The following is a 22,329-nucleotide window of genomic DNA, read 5'->3' as shown; positions in this document are numbered from 1 at the left end:
ATATAAATGTAAGTAAAACTATGAGGTGGATAAAATTATAATGTCAAAATATACAGAAATACAAACATTTTGCTTCGAAATATGAATAGAAAGAACAATGCCTGTTTTATATAATATATTTAACAAATGGTACCAATGTTAAGAAAAAGATTTGGAGGAGAAGATTATGAAGAAAAAGGTGTTTACCATACTGATGTCTGCGGTTTTGGCATTTTCTTTGGGGGCATGCGGATCAGATGATCAAAAAGGTGAAGAGGGAAACGAAAAAACGGAAGCAAAGGAATCAAAGGAATCTGAAAGCAAACCGGTGGAGCTCAGTATCATGGCATGGGATGGGGGAACCGGTGAAGCAACAGAAGTTGTGCTCCATGATATCATTGATGATTTCAATAAGGAGCATGAAGGTAAGATCAAAGTTGTACCGGAATATTTGCCCAGTGAGCAGACAAAGACAAAGCTTCCGACTTTGATGGCTGCCAATAATGCACCTGATCTGTTCATGTCATGGTCAGCCGGCTATCTTGAACCGTATGTAAAGGCAGGAAAAGTATATTCACTCCAGGAGGCACTTGACAGCGACCCGGAATGGAAGAACCAGTTTCTGGAGAGTGTAATGGAACATGTCACATATGATGGGGAAATATATGCCATCCCAACAGTATTGTCCACACAGGTGGCTTACTATAACAAGGAAATCTACGATAAGTTTAATCTGCCCATTCCTAAGACGCATGAGGAATTTATAGAAGGGCTGAAGACGATACGTGATTCAGGTGAAGATATTATACCAATGGCTTTTGGGAACAGCACAGCCTGGCCTTCCGCGTCACACAGTGAGATATTGGCAAACAGAATAGGCGGTAATGAGCCTTTTGATAAGGTTCTGGACGGCAGCGGTAAATGGACAGACGAATCTTTTGTAAAGGCAGCATCCCTATTACAGGAAATGGCCGACGAAAAGCTGGTTCCGGATGGATATGCGGGTATGACCCCTGAGGAAGCAGTGGAGCAGTTTAAATCAGGTAAGGCAGCTTCTTTTATCTGGTCCAGTTATTGTATCAGTAATTTTGAGGCGGATGATTCTGCAGTAAAGGACAAGGTCGTACTTGCAAAATGTCCTACAGTGGAAGGCGGAAAAGGAGATGAAAATAACTGGCTTGGACAGGCTGACAGGTGCCTGGTTGTAAGTGAGCGCTGTGAGAATAAGGATGCGGCAGTTGAATTCATCAAATTTTATACACAGACAAAATATATGCAGAAGATGGCAGACGCAGGTACTCTTACAACCATCAATGCAGAGAAGCTGGATTTGAGTAACGTGGGCCCGATTGCCTCACAGATTATGAAACTGCACTCTGATATGACGGGATTGTTTGTATTCTATGATGTGGCACTTGGTTCCGTAGTGGGTAATGAATACAACAACACAGTACAGGGAATTATGGCTGGTAATGATCCACAGGAAGCGTTTGAGAATTTCCAGCAGTTCTTTGACGAGAATTATGAGAAATAAAATCTGTGCAGGAGGCTGTCATGTCAAAGCGGCAGGGCAGCCTCTTAGATAAAAAGGAGGGGGATTGATGGAAAAACTCAGAAAAGATAAAGGGACAATATGCCTCTTCATACTGCCGGCTCTGTTCTGCTACCTTATGATCGCAACATTTCCCCTGCTATGTTCAGCAGTTCTCAGTTTTGCGGACTGGGATGTGGCAGGCTTAAACGGCTTTATAGGATTTAAGAACTATATACAGCTTTTTACAACAGATAAAATATTCCAGGATGCAGTCATACATACATTGATAGCTACGGTATTGTGTCTGCTGATACAGGTTCCCTGTTCGATCTTACTGGCGTATCTGCTTACAAAGATCAGAAGAGGGAGGAACTTTTTTAAAGTGGCTTTTTTTGTTCCGAATATGATCTCTACAGCGGCAATCGGCATTCTGTGGATTTTTATACTGCATCCTGAGTTCGGTCTTATCAATTCTATTCTCAGATTTGTGGGGCTGGATTCTTTTACACACGTCTGGCTGGGAGAGTCGGGAACAGCACTGGTATGCGTCATCATTGCTGCCAGCTGGCAGTATATTGGTTATCATATGATCATTTATCTCTGCGCCATGCAGAATATTTCTTCCTCTGTGCTGGAGTCAGCAGAAATTGACGGGGCTACATCCTGGCAGGCATTCTGTAAAATTACATTTCCATTAATCGTACCTATACTTAAAATTGATACGGTTCTGGTAGCTACAGGGTCTCTTAGAATATTCGATATTGTTTTTGTCATGACCGGAGGGGGACCAAATCATGCTTCAGAGGTTATCGCATCTCATATGTATACAAGATCCTTTAAGGGGATGCAGTTCGGATATGGAAGTGCGATGTCAGTAGTTCTGATGATAATGTGTGTGCTGGTAACCGTAATACTGAATGGAGTGTTTAAGCGTTCAGAGGAAAATATAGAATAGAGTTGGAGAGAGGGTGAACGTATGAGAAAGGTGTCAAATGTTTTTAAATATGTGGTTCTGACAGGAGTTACCCTTATTTTTATATTTCCGCTGATTTGGGTGTTCTATAATTCATTCAAGACAAACAGTGAGCTGTTTGAGAATCCCTGGGCACTGCCGGGCAGTATTAATTTTGAAAATTATATATATGCATGGAAACAGGCGAATATCGGACAGTATTTTATGAATTCTATTATTGTATGCGTGTCAGCTCTTTTTCTATGCCTGTTGCTGAGTACAACAGCGGCATTTGCGCTTACCAGGCTGAAATGGAAATTGTCCAATACTGCCATGATGGTCTTTTTAGTTGGGATGATGATACCGATACATTCTACTTTGATTCCGCTTTTTTTAATGTTTTCAAAGGCGGGTATCATTAATTCACATTTGTCTTTGATCATTCCTTATACAACAAGCGGAATGCCCATAGCAATTTTTATCATGACTGGATTTTTAAAGAGCTTTCCAACGGAGATAGAAGAATCCGCAATCATAGACGGGGCGAGCATGAGAACCTTATTTCTGCGCATAACGATTCCCATAGCAAAGCCGTCCATCGCTACGGTTGCTATCTATACATTTGTTTCCATGTGGAATGAACTGAATTATGCCCTGGTATTCCTCAATGACCAGAGTAAAATGACACTTCCGATTGGACTGAATTCATTTAAGGGACAGTATTCCACAAATTATGTTGCCATGTTTGCGGCTGTGGCGATCACAGTTTTGCCGAGTATCATAATATTTTCTATTTTTAATAAGCAGGTGATAGAAGGAATGACTTCAGGAGCCGTGAAGGGATGAAAAGGAGGGAGAAAATGAATCCTTTATTTAATATGGATCTGCCTGTAGAAGAGCGGGCAGCAGAGACGATTAAGCAGATGACCCTGGAAGAGAAGGTTTCACAGCTTGTATATAAAAGCGCAGCTATTGAGCGTCTGGGTATTCCGGCGTATCATTGGTGGAATGAATGTCTGCATGGTGTGGCCCGGTGCGGCACTGCAACGGTGTTTCCTCAGGCCATTGGATTGGCGGCAATGTTTGATGCAGAGTTCCTGAAGAGGGTGGCAGAAGCGATTTCAGACGAGATAAGAGGAAAATATAACGCATATCAGAGTATTGGGGATAATTCTATCTACAAAGGCATCACGGAATATGCTCCTAATATTAATATTTTCAGGGACCCAAGGTGGGGAAGAGGACAGGAGACATACGGGGAAGATCCATTCCTTACGGCTGAACTTGGAATCGCATTTATACGGGGAATACAGGGAGAGGATGAAAAGTACCGCAAGGCGGATGCAAATGTAAAACATTATGTTGTGCACAGCGGGCCGGATGAACTGAGACATGAAATAGATGTAAAAATAGATGAGAAGCAGTTCAGGGAAACATATCTGTATGCATTTGCAAGATGTATCAGAGAGGCAGATGTGGCATGTGTGATGGGCGCATATAACAGGGTAAACGGGGCACCATGCTCAGGCAGTACATATCTGCTGAAGGATATATTGAGGGATGAGCTGGGATTTAAGGGATATGTAGTGTCAGACAGTTTTGCTATTGATGATTTTCATCTGCACCATAAGATAACTGCAACACCGGTTGAATCGGCTGCTATGGCATTTAATCATGGGTGTGACCAAAACGGAGGAACTACCTTTTTATTTTTGACAGAAGCTGTTGATCAGGGGCTTGTAAAAGAGGAAGATATTGACATATCTGTTCAGCGGCTGTTGGAGGAGAGAATCCGTCTGGGAATGTTCGATTCTGCAGAGGCTGTTCCTTTTAATAAAATCAGTGATGACGTAGTGGACTGTGCAGAGTTTCGGAGGCTTGCCAAAGAGGCAGCGGAAAAATCTGCGGTTCTTCTAAAAAACAAAGAAAAGATACTTCCGTTGGAAAATAAATATAAAACAATTGCAGTCATTGGACCGAATGCTGATTCCAGAGATGTGTTATTGGGAAACTATTCAGGTACACCATCTAAGTATACAACATTGTTAAGAGGAATGCAGGAGGAGGCTGAAAAACGCGGGGTTGATATTATTTATGCCGAGGGATGTGATCTTTACAAAAAAGAGTACAGGACTCTGTGTGAGACGGATTTGATTCCGGAAGCGGTGCTTGCGGCAAGAAGAAGTGATATTTCGGTGCTTTGTCTTGGGCTGTCTCCTGTACTGGAAGGAGAAGAGGGGGAGGAAGGTGCTGTCCAGTGTGACAGGGAGCATCTTGGACTTCCGGGCAGACAGGCTGAATTAGTCAGGGCTGTTGCAGGGGAGGGAAAACCTGTGATTCTTGTTCTGTGCAATGGAAGTCCGCTCAGTATACCAAAAGAGGAGACATTGGCAGATGCTGTGCTGGAAGTATGGTATCCCGGTGAGGAGGGCGGAAGCGCTGTTGCGGATATTTTGTTCGGAAATTATAATCCGTCGGGCCGCCTGCCGGTAACCGTAGTAAAAAGTGCAGAGGATCTGCCGCCTTTTGAAAGTTATGACATGAAGGGCCGTACATACAGATTTTCGGAAAAGGAACCTATGTATCCATTTGGATATGGACTGAGTTACACAGAATTTTCATATAGACCGGTTGATATTCCGCAAAAGATTTCTGTGGGTCAGGATATTTATTTTGAAACAGTTGTCAAAAACACAGGTATGCGTTCCGGTGAAACTGTGGTGCAGGTCTATATACATGATGAAGAGGCAAGTGTGGAAGTACCGAAGCGGCAGTTAGTATTCTTTAAAAGAGTTATGCTGGAAAGCGGCGAGGAAAAGAGTGTTCCGATCTGCATCAGGGCCAGAGATCTGGCAGTCATACGGAAAAATGGAACGTGTGTGCTGGAGCCAGGGGTATTTGATGTTTATATTGGAGGAAGTCAGCCGGATGAGGTCAGCAGAAGACTTACAGATGACAATATATGGGAAGGCAAGGTTGAGATGACCGGGCAGGAAACGGAAATACCTTATTAAAAAAATATTGCATTCAGAGGGAGGTTTGTAAGGTGTATTTGGACGAAATATTCGGATTAAAGGGAAAAGTAGCTGTTGTGACAGGCGGAAGCCGGGGAATTGGCCAGGTTGTGGCAGAAGGGCTGGCCAGAGCAGGAGCAGAGGTCGTCATATTATCCAGAAGTCAGGCGGACGAGACGCTTCAGAAGATTTCTGACGCAGGAGGCTGCGGGTATTTTATCAAAACAGATGTCACTGTGGAGGAAAGTGTAAAGCAGGCATTTCAGGTGATTATGGAGCGGTCCGGTTCCGTAGATATCGTTTTCAATAATGCCGGGGTCTGTCTGCACAAAGATACCCTGGAGGCAACTGTAGAAGAATTCAGACAGGTTGTGGATGTAAATCTCACAGGGGAATATATTGTTGCAAGGGCAGCAGGAAAAATCATGATAGAAAATGACATACACGGCAGCATTATAAATATGGCTTCTATGTCAGGCAGTATCGTGAATATCCCTCAGTGGCAGTGTTCCTATAATGCATCCAAGGCAGCGGTGATCCATATGACCCGTTCCCTGGCAGTGGAGTGGGCAGACCATCATATAAGGGTCAACAGCCTGAGTCCCGGTTATATAGCAACCCCCATGTCGGTTGACACGCCAAAAGAACTAAAGGATGCCTGGATGCCTCTGATTCCCATGCACAGAATGGGAAAACCTGAAGAGCTTGTCCCGGCTGTCTTATACCTGGCCGGTAATGCTTCCGGTTATACATCCGGCAGTGATGTGGTTGTGGATGGTGCATATACGTGTGTATAAATATATAGAAGCTAATAAAAAACTCCCGGTAAGCAGATTTTGCTTTTCGGGAGTTTTCTATGAAATCTTTTCGTAACTGTTCAGTCAGGTCTGCACATTTAATTCAACCGACTGAATCTTTATATCTGTTTTTATAATACTTTCTTCAAGTTGTAGTCATCATCCACCAGCAGAATATCCGCCTCTTTTCCGGGCGTAAGGGAACCAACCCTGTCATATACCCCAATGCTCTTAGCCGGGTTTCTTGTGGCAGCGAAGATGGCGTCTGCCTCGGGAATGCCGAATTCCATGGCAATCTTCATGCAGTCGAACAGGTTGGTGGCGGAGCCTGCAATGGTTCCGTTGGCCAGTGTTGCTTTCCTGTTGTTCATGGTGACTTCCTGTCCGCCAAGTTCGTATGTGCCGTTATCCATACCGGTTGCCATCATGGAATCACTGATAAGAATAACTCTTTCGCTGCCAAACATGCGGAAAGTATTTCTCACAACACTCGGATGGATATGAATACCATCGCAGATCAGCTCTACCATGCAGTTCTCAGCGTCTGCGGCAGCTCCTACAACACCCGGGTCGCGGTGGGCGAAGGGCGGCATGGCGTTGAACAGATGTGTTACATGGTTCGCGCCTTTTTTCATTGCAGCCAGTGCGGTATCATAGCCGGCCATGGTGTGGCCGATGGATATTTTAACTTCATCTTTCAGTTCTTCTATAAATTCATCGGCGCCTTCCATATTCGGTGCAAGTGTCACAAGTTTTATGAGACGGCCGCTTTTTTCGTTGCATTCACGGAAAAATCCGATATCGGGTTTGCGGATATGCCGTTCCACATGTGCTCCTTTTTTATCCGGGTCAATGAACGGTCCCTCCATGTTGATTCCCACGATCCTTGCCTGGTCCTTGTCATCTCCGGCTTTTACAGCGGTAGCGAAGATATCCAGGAGCTGCTCCTTGGGCAGTGTCATGGAGGTGGGGCAGTAGGAAGTCACACCGTGGGATCTCTCATAGCGCAGGATCGTTTTAAGTCCCTCCACGTCCGCATCTGAGAAATCGTGTCCGAATGCTCCGTGACTGTGAACATCTACAGCGCCGGGAAGCACTTTCATGCCCTGGGCGTCAATCTCTGCAGTATCTGTCACTTCTTCTATAGAAGAGACGATTTTTCCGTTCTCTACATACAGATCTTTTTTTTCAAAGGTACCGTTTTCCTGAAATACGAATCCATTTTTAATAATCATCTGGTTTCACTCCTTTTCTGTTTTTACTCTATCACATGATACCTTCCCTGTCCTTGTATTTTTTTGCATTTCTTTGGGAAAATATGTGATGTTAGCCTATTTCCATGCTTCTATTATAATTCCCATTACAAGTTAATTCAATGTATGGAGGATAAACTGAAAGAACTTTCATAAAACGTCAATATCAATAAAAATTGAGGGTTTTATACCGCTGAAATTTGTGCAAGTTGATATTTGATATGAAAGGTTTTTCTGAATCGTAAAAAATATTGAAAAAAATTTCATAAATGCTATACTGAAATCAAAGCGAAGGCAGCAATTCAGAAGCCGAGATGCGGAAAGGAGAGAGTTATGAATCAGCGTTTAGAGAAGCTTAAGGGACATTTGATCGTATCCTGCCAGGCACTCCCTCATGAACCCCTGCATTCTTCTTTTATCATGGGAAGAATGGCCAGAGCAGCAAAAGAAGGCGGGGCCATGGGAATTCGTGCAAACACAAAGGAGGATATAGCAGAAATCCAGAAGAATGTGGATCTTCCTGTTATCGGAATCGTGAAACGGGACTATGATGACAGCAAAGTTTATATCACACCTACCATGAAGGAAGTTGATGAATTGATGGAGGTAAAGCCGGAGATCATTGCCATTGATGCCACAAAAGATCTGAGGCCGGGAAATGTTACTTTGGATGAATTTTATGCGGAGATCAGAAAGAAGTATCCTGAGCAGCTTCTGATGGCAGACTGCTCCACCGTGGAGGAAGCGCTTCACGCAGACGAGCTTGGATTTGACTTCATTGGTACGACACTGGTTGGCTACACAGAGCACAGCAAAGGTGACCGGATAGAGGAGAATGATTTTGAGATCATCCGCACAATTTTGAGCAAAGTAAAACATCATGTGATCGCAGAAGGCAACATCAACACACCGGAAAAGGCAAAACGTGTGATTGAACTGGGATGTTACAGCGTGGTAGTAGGTTCTATCATTACACGTCCCCAACTGATCACAAAATCCTTTACAGATGTGATGGCAACCCTGGAAAAGTAAATTTAAGAGGAAGATGAAAGGAGTCACAGCAATGAGTAAATTAGATAAGTACAGAGGAATTATCCCGGCATTTTATGCATGTTATGATGAGGAAGGCAATGTGAGCGGAGAGCGTGTACAGGCCCTCACACAGCATTTTATTGACAAAGGCGTAAAGGGTGTCTATGTCAACGGTTCTTCAGGAGAGTGTATCTACCAGAGCGTTGAGGAGAGAAAGCTTATCATTGAAAACGTAATGGCAGTTGCAAAGGGAAAACTGACAGTTATCAACCATGTGGCATGTAATAACACAAAGGACAGTGTGGAGCTTGCAAAACACTCAGAGAGTGTTGGCGTAGATGCAATCGCGTCCATTCCTCCTATCTACTTCCGTCTGCCGGAATACTCCATTGCAGCTTACTGGAATGCAATCAGTGAAGCGGCACCAAACACAGATTTTGTTATCTACAATATTCCGCAGCTTGCAGGTACAGCTCTGACTATGAGCCTGTTTGCTGAGATGATGAAGAACCCCAGAGTTATTGCTGTAAAGAACTCTTCCATGCCTACACAGGATATCCAGATGTTCAAATCAGCAGGTCTGGCTGCAAAGGATGACTTCGTTGTATTCAACGGTCCGGATGAGCAGTTCGTAGCAGGACGTGCGATTGGCGCTGACGGCGGTATCGGCGGAACCTATGGTGTTATGCCGGAGCTGTTCCTGAAACTGAATGACCTGGTAGAAGCAGGAGAAAAGAAGAAAGCCTGCGAATTACAGTATGCTATCAATGAGATCATCTACAAAATGTGCTCAAGCCGTGCAAATATGTATGCGGTAGCAAAAGAAATCCTGCGCACAAACGACAACGTGAATATCGGTGGTGTCCGTGAGCCGCTGGAAAACCTTCAGGAAGCAGACAAAGCGATCGCGCATGAGGCTGCTGAGATGGTAAAAGCTGCGAAGGAAAGATACCTGGCATAACTATACGATATTAAAGGGAAAAGTAGAAATACAGAACGAAGAGATTAGAGGGAGGTAACAGATGCAAGGTTTTACTTATATTGATTTGGCTATTTTGATCGTTTACCTGGCAGCCGTTTTATTTGCCGGTCTTCATTTTGCTAAAAAGGAAATGAAGGGAAAAGAATACTTTAAGAGTGACGGAACTGTACCGTGGTGGGTTACATCCGTATCTATTTTCGCAACACTGCTGAGTCCTATTTCATTCCTGTCACTGGCAGGCAACTCATATGCGGGAACATGGATCATGTGGTTTGCACAGTTAGGTATGCTGCTGGCAATTCCGCTTACGATCAAATTTTTCCTGCCTATTTACAGCAAGCTGGATATTGATACGGCTTATCATTATCTGGAGCTGCGCTTTAACAGCAAAGGGCTGCGTGTCCTGGGCGCGGTCATGTTCATCATTTATCAGGTTGGCCGTATGTCCATCATCATGTATCTGCCATGTATGGTATTATCCAGCCTCATGGGAATCAACGTAAATATCCTGATCATCATCATGGGTATCATAGCAATTATTTACTCCTACACAGGCGGTCTGAAATCCGTACTCTGGACAGACTTTATCCAGGGGTCCGTACTTCTGGTTGGTGTAACCTTTGGTTTGATCTTCCTGATCGCCCATCTGGACGGCGGTATCGGAGCTATCTTCCATGAGATGTCAGCAGGACATAAGTTCCTGGCAGTTGACCAGCCGATCTTCAATGCAAACATTTTAAAAGACAGTGTGTTCCTGATGATCGTAGGTGCCGGATTCAATACCATGGGCTCCTATGTATCCAGCCAGGATATTGTACAGCGTTTTACAACAACTACAGATACAAAGAAACTGAACAAGATGATGCTGACAAACGGTGGTCTGTCTATCTTCATTGCAACTGTATTCTACCTGATCGGTACCGGTTTATATGTATTCTATCAGGTACAGGGCAACCAGCTTCCTCCGGCAGCACAGCAGGACCAGATCTTCGCATCCTGGATCGCATTTGAGCTTCCTGTTGGTATTACCGGTCTGCTTCTGGCAGCTATCTATGCAGCAGCGCAGTCCACATTGTCCACCGGACTGAACTCCGTGGCATCAAGCTGGACTCTGGATATCCAGGCACGTCTCTCCAAAAAAGAGCTGAGCTTTGAGAAACAGACCAAGATCGGACAGTATGTATCCCTTCTGGTAGGTATTTTCTCTATCGTAGTTGCCATGGTTCTGGCTAACGGCGGTGTGAAATCCGCTTACGAATGGTTTAACGGATTCATGGGTCTGGTACTCGGTATCCTGATCGGTACATTCATTCTGGGCGCATTTACAAAAGTTGCAAATACAACCGGTGCAGTGTGCGCATTTATCGCTGCATCCGCAGTTATGGTTGGTATTAAATATGTGATTCCGGTAGTAGCTCCTGAAGTAACAATTTCTATCTGGTCCTACTCCATTATCTCTATCGTAGTATCCCTGGTTGTGGGTCTGCCGGCAAGTATTATTTCCAGAAAGGTAAAAGGAGATACTTCCGTACCTGCACAGTATACGACGATTTACAAAAACTGATCGTAACGTTTGTTCTGCGGTAATGATTCAGCGGGGTTTCATATTTACTCCGCTGAACAGTTACATTCTGCGGTGATCATAAGGAGGCAGTAATATGGTATTTGGTAATATCAGAGATTTAAAGGATTATTCCTGGCTGGAAGAGGAAGTGCTGAAATGCTTCAAATATGCGCAGGAGCATGACCTGATGGCATATGAGAAGGGCAGCCACGAAATTGACGGGGATGATTTGTTTGTGAATGTTGTGGAGTATGAGACAACAACGCCCCAAAATCGTTTCTGGGAGGCGCACAGACAGTATCTGGATCTGCATTTTATGCTGAGAGGTCCGGAACAGATCGATGTAAATTTTATTGACAATATGGAGCAGAAAGAATTTGTGGAGAAAGATGATTTTCTTCCGCTGGAAGGTGAACCGAACAGCCATGTGGTCCTGACAGAAGGTGATTTTCTTCTCTGCTATCCGAAAGATGCCCACAGGACAGCAGTTGCCGTTGACGGTCCGGCTGTCATTAAGAAAGCTATATTTAAGATAAAAATCAAATAATCCATGATTCTTTAAAGACTGTGGGGCAGAACTCATGGTACAATATAGGGAACTGTAAAGGCCGCGGGGATGTGACATTACAGTTCCCTTTTGTCACGTTTTTATGCTGCAGGGAATGCGGCTGAGAGAATAATGATAAGGAGCATGCATATGAAGCAATATATTTGTATAGATATTGGCGGTACTTCTATAAAGTATGGTATAATACAGGAAGATGCGGCATTTCTTGTGACTGGCGAGATGCCGACAGAGGCTATGCAGTATGGCGGACCGGGAATTATGAAAAAGGCAGTGAAGATTATTGAAGATTATCTGGTGGATTACAGTCCTGCAGGAATCTGTATCTCCACAGCCGGCATGGTGGACTGCGAAGAGGGCAGAATTACACATTCCGCCCCGCTGATTCCGGAATATACGGGAACAGAGATCAAAAAGACACTGGAAGAAAAGTTCCATCTCCCCTGTGAAGTGGAAAATGATGTGAACTGCGCCGGGCTTGCGGAAAATTTTGCAGGCGCTTCCAGGGGCAGTAAGATCAGCCTGTGCCTTACCATCGGAACAGGGATCGGCGGTGCGATTGTGATGGATGACCAGGTATTCCACGGATTTTCCGGCAGCGGATGTGAGATTGGATATATGCACCTTCCCGGAGGTGAGTTCCAGGATATGGGCGCAAGCAGCATCCTGGTGAAAAAGACGGCGGAATACAAGAATCTGAACCCTGACAGCATTGACGGCAGGTATGTGTTTGAACATGCGAAACAGGGGGATGCAGACTGTATCCGTGCCATTGATGAGATGGTGGATGTGCTGGGGATGGGTATTGCAAATATCTGTTATGTTATCAACCCTGAGGTTGTGGTTCTGGGTGGCGGAATCATGGCCCAGAAGGAATATCTGTATGACAGGATAAGAAACAGCCTGGATAAGTATTTGATACCGTCAGTGGCGTCTCATACCAGACTGGCATTTGCGGAAAATAAAAATCAGGCCGGAATGCTCGGGGCATTTTATCATTTCCGCGGAAGACATTCTTAGACAGGTCAGCCTGCCGCATGGACAGATAGAATGGAGGTGCTCGTATGGAGCAGTATGAAAAAAACATCATTCCTCATATAGAATCAATTTATAACAGCTTTACACCTCTGGAGAAGACAATCGCTGATTTTTTTATCAACAACACAGAGAAGATAGATCTGTCATCCAAGAGTGTATCAAGCCGTCTGTACGTGTCGGAGGCGTCCCTGTCCCGGTTTGCAAAGAAATGTGGCTATAAAGGATATCGGGAATTTTTGTTCTGTTATGAACAGGGTACTGTGCGGAATTATCCCGTGAGTAATGACCAGACAAAAATGGTACTGAACACTTACCAGGAGCTTTTGAACAAGAGTTATTCCCTGGTAAATGAAGAACAGATGAAGCGTATTGTCAATGTATTATCCGAAAAGAAACGGGTATATGTATATGGTAAGGGAAGTTCCGGTCTGGTGGGAACGGAAATGAAAATACGTTTTATGCGTATCGGTGTCAATGTGGAGGCAGTGACGGATACACATATTATGAAGATCAACTCCGTACTGCTGGATGAGGAATGCGCGGTCATTGGAATCAGCGTCAGCGGCAGAACAGAAGAGGTAATGACCTCTCTGAAGGCAGCTAAAGAAAGAGGCGCGACCACGATTCTCATGACGTCAAGGAAAGATAAGACATTTTTGGGTTACTGCGATGAGATTCTGCTGTTTGCCGTGAAGGAGAACCTGGAAAAGGGAAAGGCCATTTCCCCACAGTTTCCCATTTTGGTTATGGTGGATATACTGTTCTCACATATACTGGAGTCTGATAAGTTCAGGAGGGAAGCGATACATGAGTATACGCTGAACGCGTTGGATGCCAGATGATGGGATAGGCGAATGGTTAATTCGGTAGTGTTTAACAAAATCTTTTTGGTATTGAATGAGAGAATTTGGTAATGATGCTGATGCAAAGTGTTTTATTGCAAATAGTATTGACATTTCTTAAAAAATAGAATATGATTGAGATGAATAAAATATGTAGTCCAAGAAATGCACAAAAGAACCCCCACGGAGTGTCGGTCCGTAGGGGTTCGCTTTGGTTAGCTGTCTTTTTTATTTCGGTCCAACCATTTGCCGATAAAATATGTGATAATACCGGCCATAACCGAAATTATTAAATTTATTATGTAGTCCATCCATGCACCTCTTTCCTGCTGGAAAGGGTCGACAGCATATTCGTTATAGGACATATAATGGGCAATATCAGCATAAAAAGTACACAAAAATAATATTCAGGAGTATTCTACAAAAACCGGCTTTTATTACAGCCGGAATTTTTATAAATTTATTCTTGACAAAAATAGTTAAGTATTGTATAGTTATATCAGTAACAATTATTGTTATTGAAAGGAGGGTGCGATGGCAACATTGAAGTACAGCCGTCAGCGGGAATCCATCCGTGAGTTCGTGATGAACAGCAGGGAGCATCCTACGGCCGATACTGTATATGCAGGGATCAAAGCCGAGTTTCCGAATATCAGTCTCGGAACGGTATACCGAAACCTGTCTCTGTTGGTTGACCTGGGTGAGATCGCCAAGATCACAACAGGGGACGGACCGGACAGATTCGACTGTAATACAAAACCTCATAGTCATTTTATATGCACCCAGTGTCACAACATCACAGACATAGAGGCAAGCGAATTTGACTGTATGAAGGAAAAAGTGGCCGAGAGTTTTGACGGAAAAATAACAGGTCATATGACTACTTTTTACGGAATTTGTAAAGAATGTCTGGAAGCAAAAAAAATTAAAAAAACTAGTTGACAAAAATTGTCAAGTATGTTACATTAAAACAGTAATCATTACTGTTATTAAAAAGAGAAACCATTAAATAACAAAATATTATAATCAAAAAGGAGAATGAGTATTATGAAAAAATTTGTATGTAGTGTATGTGGATATGTTTATGAAGGCGATGCAGCTCCGGAAAAATGTCCGGTATGTGGCGTAGGTGCTGATAAATTTACAGAGCAGGCAGGCGAGATGAGCTGGGCAGCAGAGCACGTTGTAGGTGTAGCTCAGGGTGTAAGCGAAGACATCATTGCTGATTTAAGAGCTAACTTTGAAGGCGAGTGCTCAGAGGTTGGTATGTACCTGGCTATGGCAAGAGTTGCTCACAGAGAAGGATATCCGGAAATCGGTTTATACTGGGAAAAAGCTGCTTACGAAGAAGCAGAGCATGCTGCTAAATTCGCAGAGTTATTAGGTGAAGTTGTAACAGACAGCACAAAGAAAAACCTGGAAATGCGTGTTGCTGCAGAGAATGGTGCAACAGCAGGTAAGTTTGACCTGGCAAAACGTGCGAAAGCTGCTAACCTGGATGCTATCCATGATACAGTACATGAGATGGCCAGAGACGAAGCTCGTCACGGAAAAGCATTTGAAGGTCTGTTAAAGAGATACTTCGGTTAATTCAAATATTATTTTGCAGAGCCGGCAGACGTCCGGTTCTGCAAAAAAAATAAACAGTCGCTTGTTTGCAGAATTTTATGGAGGGTTTTAATATGTCAAAGTACGCAGGAACAAAAACAGAGAAAAACTTATGGGACGCATTTGCCGGTGAATCACAGGCAAGAAATAAATATACATATTACGCATCTGCAGCAAAAAAAGCCGGTTATGAGCAGTTAGCTGCTTTATATCTGGAGACAGCAGACCAGGAAAAAGAACACGCAAAGATGTGGTTCAAAGAGATTCATGGTATCCATGATATTGCCCAGAACCTGGAAGATGCAGCAGCAGGTGAAAACTTTGAATGGACAGATATGTATGCACGTATGGCTCAGGAAGCCAGAGAAGAAGGATTTGAAGATCTGGCAGAGAAATTTGAGGGCGTTGCAAAAGTGGAAGCTGCGCACGAGAGACGTTACAAAAAACTTCTTGAAAGCTATAAGGCAGACAAGACATTCAAGGGAGATGCTCCTTTAGGATGGAAGTGCAGAAACTGCGGTTACGTACATGAAGCAGAGGAGGCTCCGGAAATCTGTCCGGTATGCGCTCATCCTAAGGCATACTTTGAAAGAAAAGTTGAAAATTATTAATCCTCACTTAATGAATTCATATTGCTATAGCGGGAGGCCTGTATGGGCCTCTTGTTTTTTGTATGAAGAAATATTACTCTTTATTGTTATTGGAAGCCCTCTGGTGTAAGATGGAGATATAACATTCTGCTTTGCTGTACAAAGCAGACCGAGTAAAAGGAGAAGGAATTATGAAGCATTATCCACATTTATTCAGCCCCGTGAAAATAGGGCCGCTGACATTAAAAAACAGAATATGTGTATCTCCGATGACGATCACAGGCAGAGGAGAGGAAAAGGGATATTTTGCACAGGACAACATTGATTTTTATACCACATTGGCAAGAGGCGGTGCGGCTCTCCTTACCATTGGGGAGACAGGGGTTCATTCGCGTACGGATGCATGTCATCCGCGAATGGCTCATCTGGATGACCCCGGCCTGCTTCCGTCCCTGACAAGGCTGGTTGACAGTGTGCATCAGTATGACACCTTTGTATCCATAGAGCTTGTACATTCCGGAAGAAGAGCACATCCGGCCTATCTGCCTGAAGACGGGGAAGTATGGGGGCCTTCACCCTCTGTCAACCATTATGGCGCAGAGGTAAAAGAGATGACAGAGGATATGATGAATGAAATTGCGGACGCCTACGCAGAGGCAGCTTTCATGGCAAAATTCGCAGGTGTTGATATGGTAATGGTGCACGGGGGACACGGCTGGCTCCTTGACCAATTCCTTTCTCCGCTTAATAATAAGAGGACAGACAAATACGGCGGAAGCCTGGAAAACCGTGCCCGTTTTCCCATTATGGTTCTGGACAGGGTAAGGGAGCGGTGCGGAAGGAATTTTCCGATAGAATACCGTATATCTGGTTCAGAGCTGATCGAAGGGGGACTGGAAGAGGAGGAAATGGCTGTCTTTGCTCATATGATCGAGGATAAGGTAGATTCCTTCCATGTATCAGTGGGAAGCTTTCATGATCCCGCTACTATGGTACGCATGTTCCCCGGCCCGTTTTTCCCAAATGGTGTGAATATACCGTATGCGGCAGTTATAAAAAAAGCAGTCAGTGTTCCGGTCACCGGTATTGGCGGATTGTCAGATCCTGAGTATATGGAAAAACTGCTGGAGGAGGGACAGGTGGATATGGTTGCCATGGGACGCCAGATGATAGCAGATCCATTCCTTCCTAAAAAGGCAATGAAGGGGAAAAGCTGTGAAATAGCCCATTGTATCCGCTGTATGCGCTGCAACAGCGGGGCACTTATACCTTATGTACCCTATCCGAATGGAGTGGTCTACTGTTCTGTAAATCCTGTCATGGGAAGGCTTCGTGAGATTGCCAGGGAAAATTCTTTCGAAAATGAAAAGAAAAAAATATTGATAGCAGGCGGGGGACCGGCAGGAATGCAGGCGGCACTTGGCGGACTGGAAAGGGGCCACAGTGTTGTCTTATGTGAGTCCAGTGATTCCCTTGGGAAGACCCTCAGCTATTCCGAACATATTGAATTCAAGTATGATATCCGCATGTTCAGGGATTCCCTTATCAGCCGCGTACAGAACAGTCAGGCTGAGATCCGTATGAACACGGCAGTGACACCTGAACTTATCCGGGAGTTGGAGCCTGACCTGGTTATAAGTGCTGTGGGCGGTGAACCATTCATTCCGCCGATCGAGGGTATTGATCATGGAAATGTTATATTTGCCGCATCCATGCATAAGCTGGGAGCTGTTCCGGGAAATAATACGGTTATTATCGGCGGGGGACTTATGGGATGTGAGGAGGCTATCGCCCTTGCGCAGGATGGAAAGAATGTGACTATTGTGGAGATGACGGATGTTATCGCAGGGGAAGCTGATGGCGGGCTGAAACAGATGATTGATGAAAAAATAGCACTTTACAGGATACCTGTCCTGACGGGACACTCCTGTGTGAGGATCACAGACGAAGGGGCAGCAGTAAAAAATAAAGACGGGGAGGAAACCATGCTCAAAGCAGATACTGTCCTCATTGCAGCAGGTGTGCGTCCAAAGGATATGGAGACAAACAGGCTGCGGGAAACCTGCTATGACCTGGGAATAGAGTTTATAGCAGTGGGAGACTGCAGAAAGACAGGAAGGATTCGGGAGGCTACATCCAGCGGTTATTTTGCAGGAAGAAACGCATAGAGAGAAAAAATCATATTCAGTAATGCAGGTATTTCTTCTTAGTGGTAGAATAGATAAGAATGTGCAGAAAGTTAACAAAGAAAGGAAGAGATACTTATGATAACTGATATGACACAGGGAAAGCCGTTTCGGGTCCTGTGGCGCTTTACTATACCTATGCTGGTCAGTGTTATGTTTCAGCAGTTTTATAATATTGTGGACAGTATTGTGGCCGGGAAGTTTGTAGGTGTGGATGCCCTGGCTGCGGTGGGGGCATCCTACCCTGTAACCATGATATTCATGGCAGTTGCCACAGGGCTTAACATAGGGTGTTCCGTGGTGATCTCGCTGTATTTCGGGGCGAAGGAGTACGGTAGGATGAAGTGCTGCGTCAGCACCTCCCTCATATCTACGGTAGGGATTGCCGTGGTTCTGTCCGCATTGGGATTTCTGTTCAGCCGACCTTTAATGCGGCTGATGAATACGCCGGAGAATATATTTTCTGATTCAGCGCTTTATCTGAATATTTATATAGGGGGGCTTGTTTTTCTGTTTCTCTATAATATTTGCACCGGAGTATTTACCGCGCTGGGGGATTCCAGGACTCCTCTGTATTTCCTGATTGCTTCCTCTGTGGGAAATATTGTTCTGGACCTGGTGTTTGTCATTGTCTTTCACATGGGCGTTGCCGGTGTGGCCTGGGCTACGTTTCTTGCGCAGGGTGTTTCTTCCCTGCTGGCCTTTGTGACGCTGATAAAGCGACTGAAAGGAATAGAAACACCAGAGGGTTATGCAAAATTTTCATGGAGGATGGCCGTGAAGATAAGCAGGGTGGCAGTGCCAAGTATTCTGCAGCAAAGCTTTATATCCGTGGGAAATCTGTTCGTACAGGGCCTGATCAACAGCTATGGTTCCGCAGTGGTTGCAGGATATTCTGCGGGTATGAAGGTAAATACCTTTGCCATCACCTGTTTTACAACACTGGGAAACGGCCTGTCCAGCTTTACGGCACAGAATACAGGGGCAGGGAAAACAGAGCGTATCAGCCAGGGGTTCCGGGCCGGCGTGAAGCTGGTGCTGTGTGTGGCGGTACCTGCGTTTCTTCTGTTCTTTATTTTCGGCCCGTCTGTCATCCGGCTCTTTATGAGTAAAGGAGGCGAAGCGGCAGCACAGGTTGGTGTGGAGTTTCTGCGGATCGTATCACCTTTTTACATGATTATCTCTTTCAAACTCATAGCGGACGGCGTTCTCAGAGGTTCCGGAAGTATGAAGGCGTTTATGATCGCCACCTTTACGGACCTGGTTTTAAGGGTAGTTCTGGCATTCGTGCTATCAGTGCCCTTTGGCGCCGCAGGTATCTGGATGTCCTGGCCGGCCGGATGGGTGATCGGTACGGGGATTTCCCTGTTTTTCTATTTCACAGGTGTGTGGAAAAAGAAGAGCGGCATTGTATAATATGTAATATATATTTTGACTGTTATTGGACAGAGGTCCGGTAATTTCCCGCAATCGGGGGATTACCGGGCTTCTTTTTGTGCAAAAAAGTGCACAAATTGTACCAGAACTTTTTGTGAATTAATTGTAATTGACAAAATGGAAGTACTTGGGTAATATAATATTAAACATGGTTTATAAATGGTGTTTAAAAATTAAAAAAGGAGAAAAAACTATGGCAAAAAAAATGTTTACAACAATCTACGGACGTAACCTGGTCGGAGAACTGAAGAACATTGTACAGAGACCTTACCTGGTAGTGACAATGGAAGATCTGTGGGAGAAATTCAAAGATGAGTTCGACGATGACTGCATCGTACACTTTGTAAAAACCCTGGAATACGATGAGATCATGGCAAATATTGAAAAGCTTCCGAAGTTTGAGGCAGTGATCGGAATGGGCGGCGGACAGGCCGTTGACTACGCAAAAACGGTTGCATGGAAGACACATATGCCTTTATATCAGGTCCCCACATCCATCGCCACAAACGCAGTGTTCGGACACCGCGCGGGTCTTAGATTCAACAGTGTTGTGAGATATGTGGGATATGTGGAGCCTGTAGCTGTATACGTGGACTACGATGTGATCCAGAGCGGCCCGAAAGCTCTGAACAGAAGCGGTGTATGCGATGTACTCTGCTATAACAACTCCATGTTTGACTGGAAATATGCGGCAGACCAGGGCAAATGTGAGGAGAAATGGCCGTATGACCAGGAGATGGTGGATGAGGTAAAAGAGGTATACCAGTCTGTAGTGGACAACCTGGACGACATCTACGAGTTAAATGAAAAAGGAATCCGTGTACTGACAGAGGGCCTGAGATGGGGCGGAGCAGCGTTCCACAACAACGGCTGGAACCCAAGACCCATTGAGGGAAGTGACCATTTCTTATTCTACACACTGGAATACATGACAAAGAAAAAATTCATCCACGGCCAGCCGGTATGCCTGGGGATCTTTGTAGGCTCCGCAATGGGAGGAAATGACCCGGACGGGATCCTGGATATCATCCACAAGGCAGGAGTGGAGATCAGGCCGGAAGGAATGGGGATCACCTGGGATGACGTGTTCGCAGCGATCAAATATGAGAAAGAGTTCCTGGAGAGCCACGGATACTGGTATACAGTAGTCAATGACTTCAAGGTAACGGATGAGTTCTGCCGGATGATCAAGGACAAGGTGATCGCAAAATATGGTGAATGGGAAGCAAAATAAAAAGAATACCCACCTATAAAAGAGGGCGCGTTTTGCAGGACGGCTGCCAATCTTCTACAAAGGTATTCTTATAAGATTCATTATACATAAATATAAGAAAAAATCAACTTCAAAATAAAATTATGAGGCGGCAGAAGACGCAGCATCAGTACAGGCTTCATGGGGGCTTTTGCTGCCGGACATGAAAAGGGGGTATTATATGTCTCAGGATGGTATGGCAATGCCGTTAAACGGTAAGAAAGATCCATATGATATAGACTTTACATCCACAACCGCCAAGGTACCGTGGTATGACAAAATTATACACAGTATGTACGGGGCATACAGCTTTAACGTTTCCTGGGTTATTTTCGGATATTATCTGGTGTACTTTTACACGGATGTGGTGGGACTCAGCGCCACGGTCGCAGGCTCCATTATGTTATTTGCCCGTGTGGCGGATTGTTTTACAGACCTGTGGGTTGGCTATATGCTGGACAATGTCTGTTATAAATGGGGGCGTTACCGTTCCTGGGCAATTTTCGGGATCATTCCGCTGTTTCTTCTGTTTATCGGCGTATTCACAGCTCTTCCGGTGGAGAGTACAGGTCTTAAAGTGGCGTGGGCAGCAGTATGTTACGGATGCTTTGGTTCCATTGGCGCGACGTTCTCTTTCATGCCGCAGATCGCACAGTTCTGTAACATGACCAGAAATCCGAGGGAGCGGGAGACCATTGCCATTGTAAAAAGCCTCTGTACCAATCTGGCGCAGGTGGCAGCAGCAGCTCTTTTTATGCCTATGGTAAAATTATTCGGCGGCAGCAAGGGAAATGAGGCACAGGGCTTCTTCTGGGCAGCATTTGCCATTGGATTGACAGTTATGTTATTTCAGATACTCAATGCCCAGATGACCAAGAAATACGAACTGAACAGGGACGGTTCCTGCCGGGAGCATTTAAGACAGGTGGAGCACGAGCCCATGTTTGCCCAGTTAAAGAGTTTTGCAAAGAACAGGCCGGCTATTATCCTGCAGATCGGCGAAGTCCTGAAACAGATCATGCAGGCAATCAAAAATGGGATGATTATTTACATTTTCATCTATTTTCTGGGGTTGGAAGACTTTTACTCGGTGGCAATGTTTGCCTATACCATAGCGCTGATGCTGGGAGTTTTCCTTATGAAACCGTTCATACGGATGTTTAAGGATACCAGCCGTGCGTATATGATCTGTATGGCATCCAGCGCTGTATTCAGTATTGCTCTGTTCGCAGTATGCAGTATCTACGGGCCGGCGGGGGCTTCCCAGTCCATGCAGTTCGGATTACTCTTTGCAATGTTTATATTAAACGGAATTTTAAGCGGTGCATATTACTCTTTCTCCAATGTAATGATTCCGGCAACCGTGGACTACGGCGAGTGGAAAAACGGAAAAGGGCAGGCAGGCGTGGTGTCTGCAGTCAACGGATTCTGTATCACCATCGGTGCCGCGCTAGGCGCACAGATCATGGGAATTCTGCTGGACGGCTCCGGATATGTGGCTAACCAGACACAGAGTGACGGGACAATCCGTTCTTTGCTAATTCTTGCCTTCGTGATTCCGGCAGTTGTGACACTTATACATATGGTCCTTCAGATGTTCTACGGTCTCAGCGATAAGAAGCTGGAAGCCTGTATGGTGGACGTGAGGGCCAGAAGAGCGGAAAAAGCAGCAAAGGCTGCAGAAGAAAAGAACAACAAATAAAA

Annotated in this window: 19 protein-coding genes; 18 read left to right on the top strand and 1 reads right to left on the bottom strand. The window is 44.8% G+C overall.

The features are described from left to right. Positions 1 to 166 precede the first annotated feature (166 nt). The 5 genes from LC508_RS19545 to LC508_RS19525 all read left to right on the top strand — a co-directional run bounded on the left by LC508_RS19545 (position 167) and on the right by LC508_RS19525 (position 6,276). Positions 167 to 1,513 (top strand): ABC transporter substrate-binding protein, encoded by a 1,347-nt coding sequence (locus tag LC508_RS19545; protein WP_052099502.1) that lies wholly within the window; start codon positions 167 to 169, stop codon positions 1,511 to 1,513. A 67-nt stretch (positions 1,514 to 1,580) separates the two neighbouring features. After that, on the top strand, positions 1,581 to 2,468 hold the full coding sequence (locus tag LC508_RS19540; RefSeq protein ID WP_103732954.1) for a carbohydrate ABC transporter permease: 888 nt from the start codon (positions 1,581 to 1,583) through the stop codon (positions 2,466 to 2,468). Between the two features lie 21 nt (positions 2,469 to 2,489). Then, positions 2,490 to 3,311: a carbohydrate ABC transporter permease gene (locus LC508_RS19535; protein WP_033141639.1), complete on the top strand. Its 822-nt coding sequence runs from the start codon at positions 2,490 to 2,492 to the stop codon at positions 3,309 to 3,311. Positions 3,312 to 3,325: 14 nt separating this feature from the next. Continuing rightward, on the top strand, positions 3,326 to 5,479 hold the full coding sequence (locus LC508_RS19530; RefSeq protein ID WP_118594162.1) for a glycoside hydrolase family 3 C-terminal domain-containing protein: 2,154 nt from the start codon (positions 3,326 to 3,328) through the stop codon (positions 5,477 to 5,479). Positions 5,480 to 5,511: 32 nt separating this feature from the next. Then, a complete protein-coding gene (locus LC508_RS19525) occupies positions 5,512 to 6,276 on the top strand; it encodes an SDR family oxidoreductase (protein ID WP_033141640.1) in 765 nt (254 codons plus the stop codon). Between the two features lie 131 nt (positions 6,277 to 6,407). On the opposite strand, the gene nagA is transcribed toward LC508_RS19525, so the two are convergent. Then, positions 6,408 to 7,511 carry an N-acetylglucosamine-6-phosphate deacetylase gene (nagA, locus tag LC508_RS19520; RefSeq protein WP_033141641.1) on the bottom strand — a complete coding sequence of 368 codons (1,104 nt, stop codon included), beginning with the start codon at positions 7,509 to 7,511 and terminating at the stop codon, positions 6,408 to 6,410. Positions 7,512 to 7,862: 351 nt separating this feature from the next. Here nagA and LC508_RS19515 point away from each other — a divergent pair, with 351 nt between their 5' ends. From LC508_RS19515 to LC508_RS19455, 13 genes are all read left to right on the top strand, one after another. Further along, positions 7,863 to 8,561: an N-acetylmannosamine-6-phosphate 2-epimerase gene (locus tag LC508_RS19515; RefSeq protein ID WP_033141642.1), complete on the top strand. Its 699-nt coding sequence runs from the start codon at positions 7,863 to 7,865 to the stop codon at positions 8,559 to 8,561. Positions 8,562 to 8,592: 31 nt separating this feature from the next. Next, positions 8,593 to 9,522: a dihydrodipicolinate synthase family protein gene (locus LC508_RS19510; RefSeq protein ID WP_033141643.1), complete on the top strand. Its 930-nt coding sequence runs from the start codon at positions 8,593 to 8,595 to the stop codon at positions 9,520 to 9,522. Between the two features lie 61 nt (positions 9,523 to 9,583). Next, entirely contained in the window at positions 9,584 to 11,107 is a 1,524-nt protein-coding gene (locus LC508_RS19505) for a sodium:solute symporter (RefSeq protein ID WP_033141644.1), read from the top strand. A 94-nt stretch (positions 11,108 to 11,201) separates the two neighbouring features. Then, complete coding sequence (locus LC508_RS19500; protein ID WP_103731837.1) at positions 11,202 to 11,654, top strand: YhcH/YjgK/YiaL family protein; 453 nt, start codon at positions 11,202 to 11,204, stop codon at positions 11,652 to 11,654. Between the two features lie 150 nt (positions 11,655 to 11,804). Beyond that, the gene (locus LC508_RS19495; protein ID WP_033141646.1) at positions 11,805 to 12,692 is read left to right on the top strand and encodes an ROK family protein; all 888 of its coding nucleotides are present in this window, start codon (positions 11,805 to 11,807) and stop codon (positions 12,690 to 12,692) included. A gap of 44 nt (positions 12,693 to 12,736) precedes the next feature. Beyond that, complete coding sequence (locus tag LC508_RS19490) at positions 12,737 to 13,552, top strand: MurR/RpiR family transcriptional regulator (RefSeq protein ID WP_033141647.1); 816 nt, start codon at positions 12,737 to 12,739, stop codon at positions 13,550 to 13,552. Between the two features lie 534 nt (positions 13,553 to 14,086). Then, complete coding sequence (locus tag LC508_RS19485; protein ID WP_054351542.1) at positions 14,087 to 14,494, top strand: Fur family transcriptional regulator; 408 nt, start codon at positions 14,087 to 14,089, stop codon at positions 14,492 to 14,494. A gap of 105 nt (positions 14,495 to 14,599) precedes the next feature. After that, entirely contained in the window at positions 14,600 to 15,142 is a 543-nt protein-coding gene (locus LC508_RS19480; RefSeq protein WP_033141649.1) for an NADH peroxidase, read from the top strand. Between the two features lie 92 nt (positions 15,143 to 15,234). Beyond that, entirely contained in the window at positions 15,235 to 15,771 is a 537-nt protein-coding gene (rbr, locus tag LC508_RS19475) for a rubrerythrin (protein ID WP_054351543.1), read from the top strand. A 170-nt stretch (positions 15,772 to 15,941) separates the two neighbouring features. Beyond that, positions 15,942 to 17,918: an oxidoreductase gene (locus tag LC508_RS19470; protein ID WP_103731838.1), complete on the top strand. Its 1,977-nt coding sequence runs from the start codon at positions 15,942 to 15,944 to the stop codon at positions 17,916 to 17,918. 96 nt (positions 17,919 to 18,014) lie between these two features. Beyond that, entirely contained in the window at positions 18,015 to 19,352 is a 1,338-nt protein-coding gene (locus LC508_RS19465; RefSeq protein WP_103731839.1) for an MATE family efflux transporter, read from the top strand. A gap of 214 nt (positions 19,353 to 19,566) precedes the next feature. Continuing rightward, a complete protein-coding gene (locus LC508_RS19460; RefSeq protein ID WP_225305231.1) occupies positions 19,567 to 20,607 on the top strand; it encodes an iron-containing alcohol dehydrogenase in 1,041 nt (346 codons plus the stop codon). Between the two features lie 199 nt (positions 20,608 to 20,806). After that, positions 20,807 to 22,327 (top strand): MFS transporter, encoded by a 1,521-nt coding sequence (locus LC508_RS19455; RefSeq protein WP_158587382.1) that lies wholly within the window; start codon positions 20,807 to 20,809, stop codon positions 22,325 to 22,327. The last annotated feature ends 2 nt before the right edge of the window (positions 22,328 to 22,329 follow it).

Source organism: Blautia parvula (assembly GCF_020215665.1).
Classification (GTDB): domain Bacteria; phylum Bacillota; class Clostridia; order Lachnospirales; family Lachnospiraceae; genus Blautia; species Blautia celeris.
This window is presented reverse-complemented; position numbering and strand designations above follow the sequence as displayed.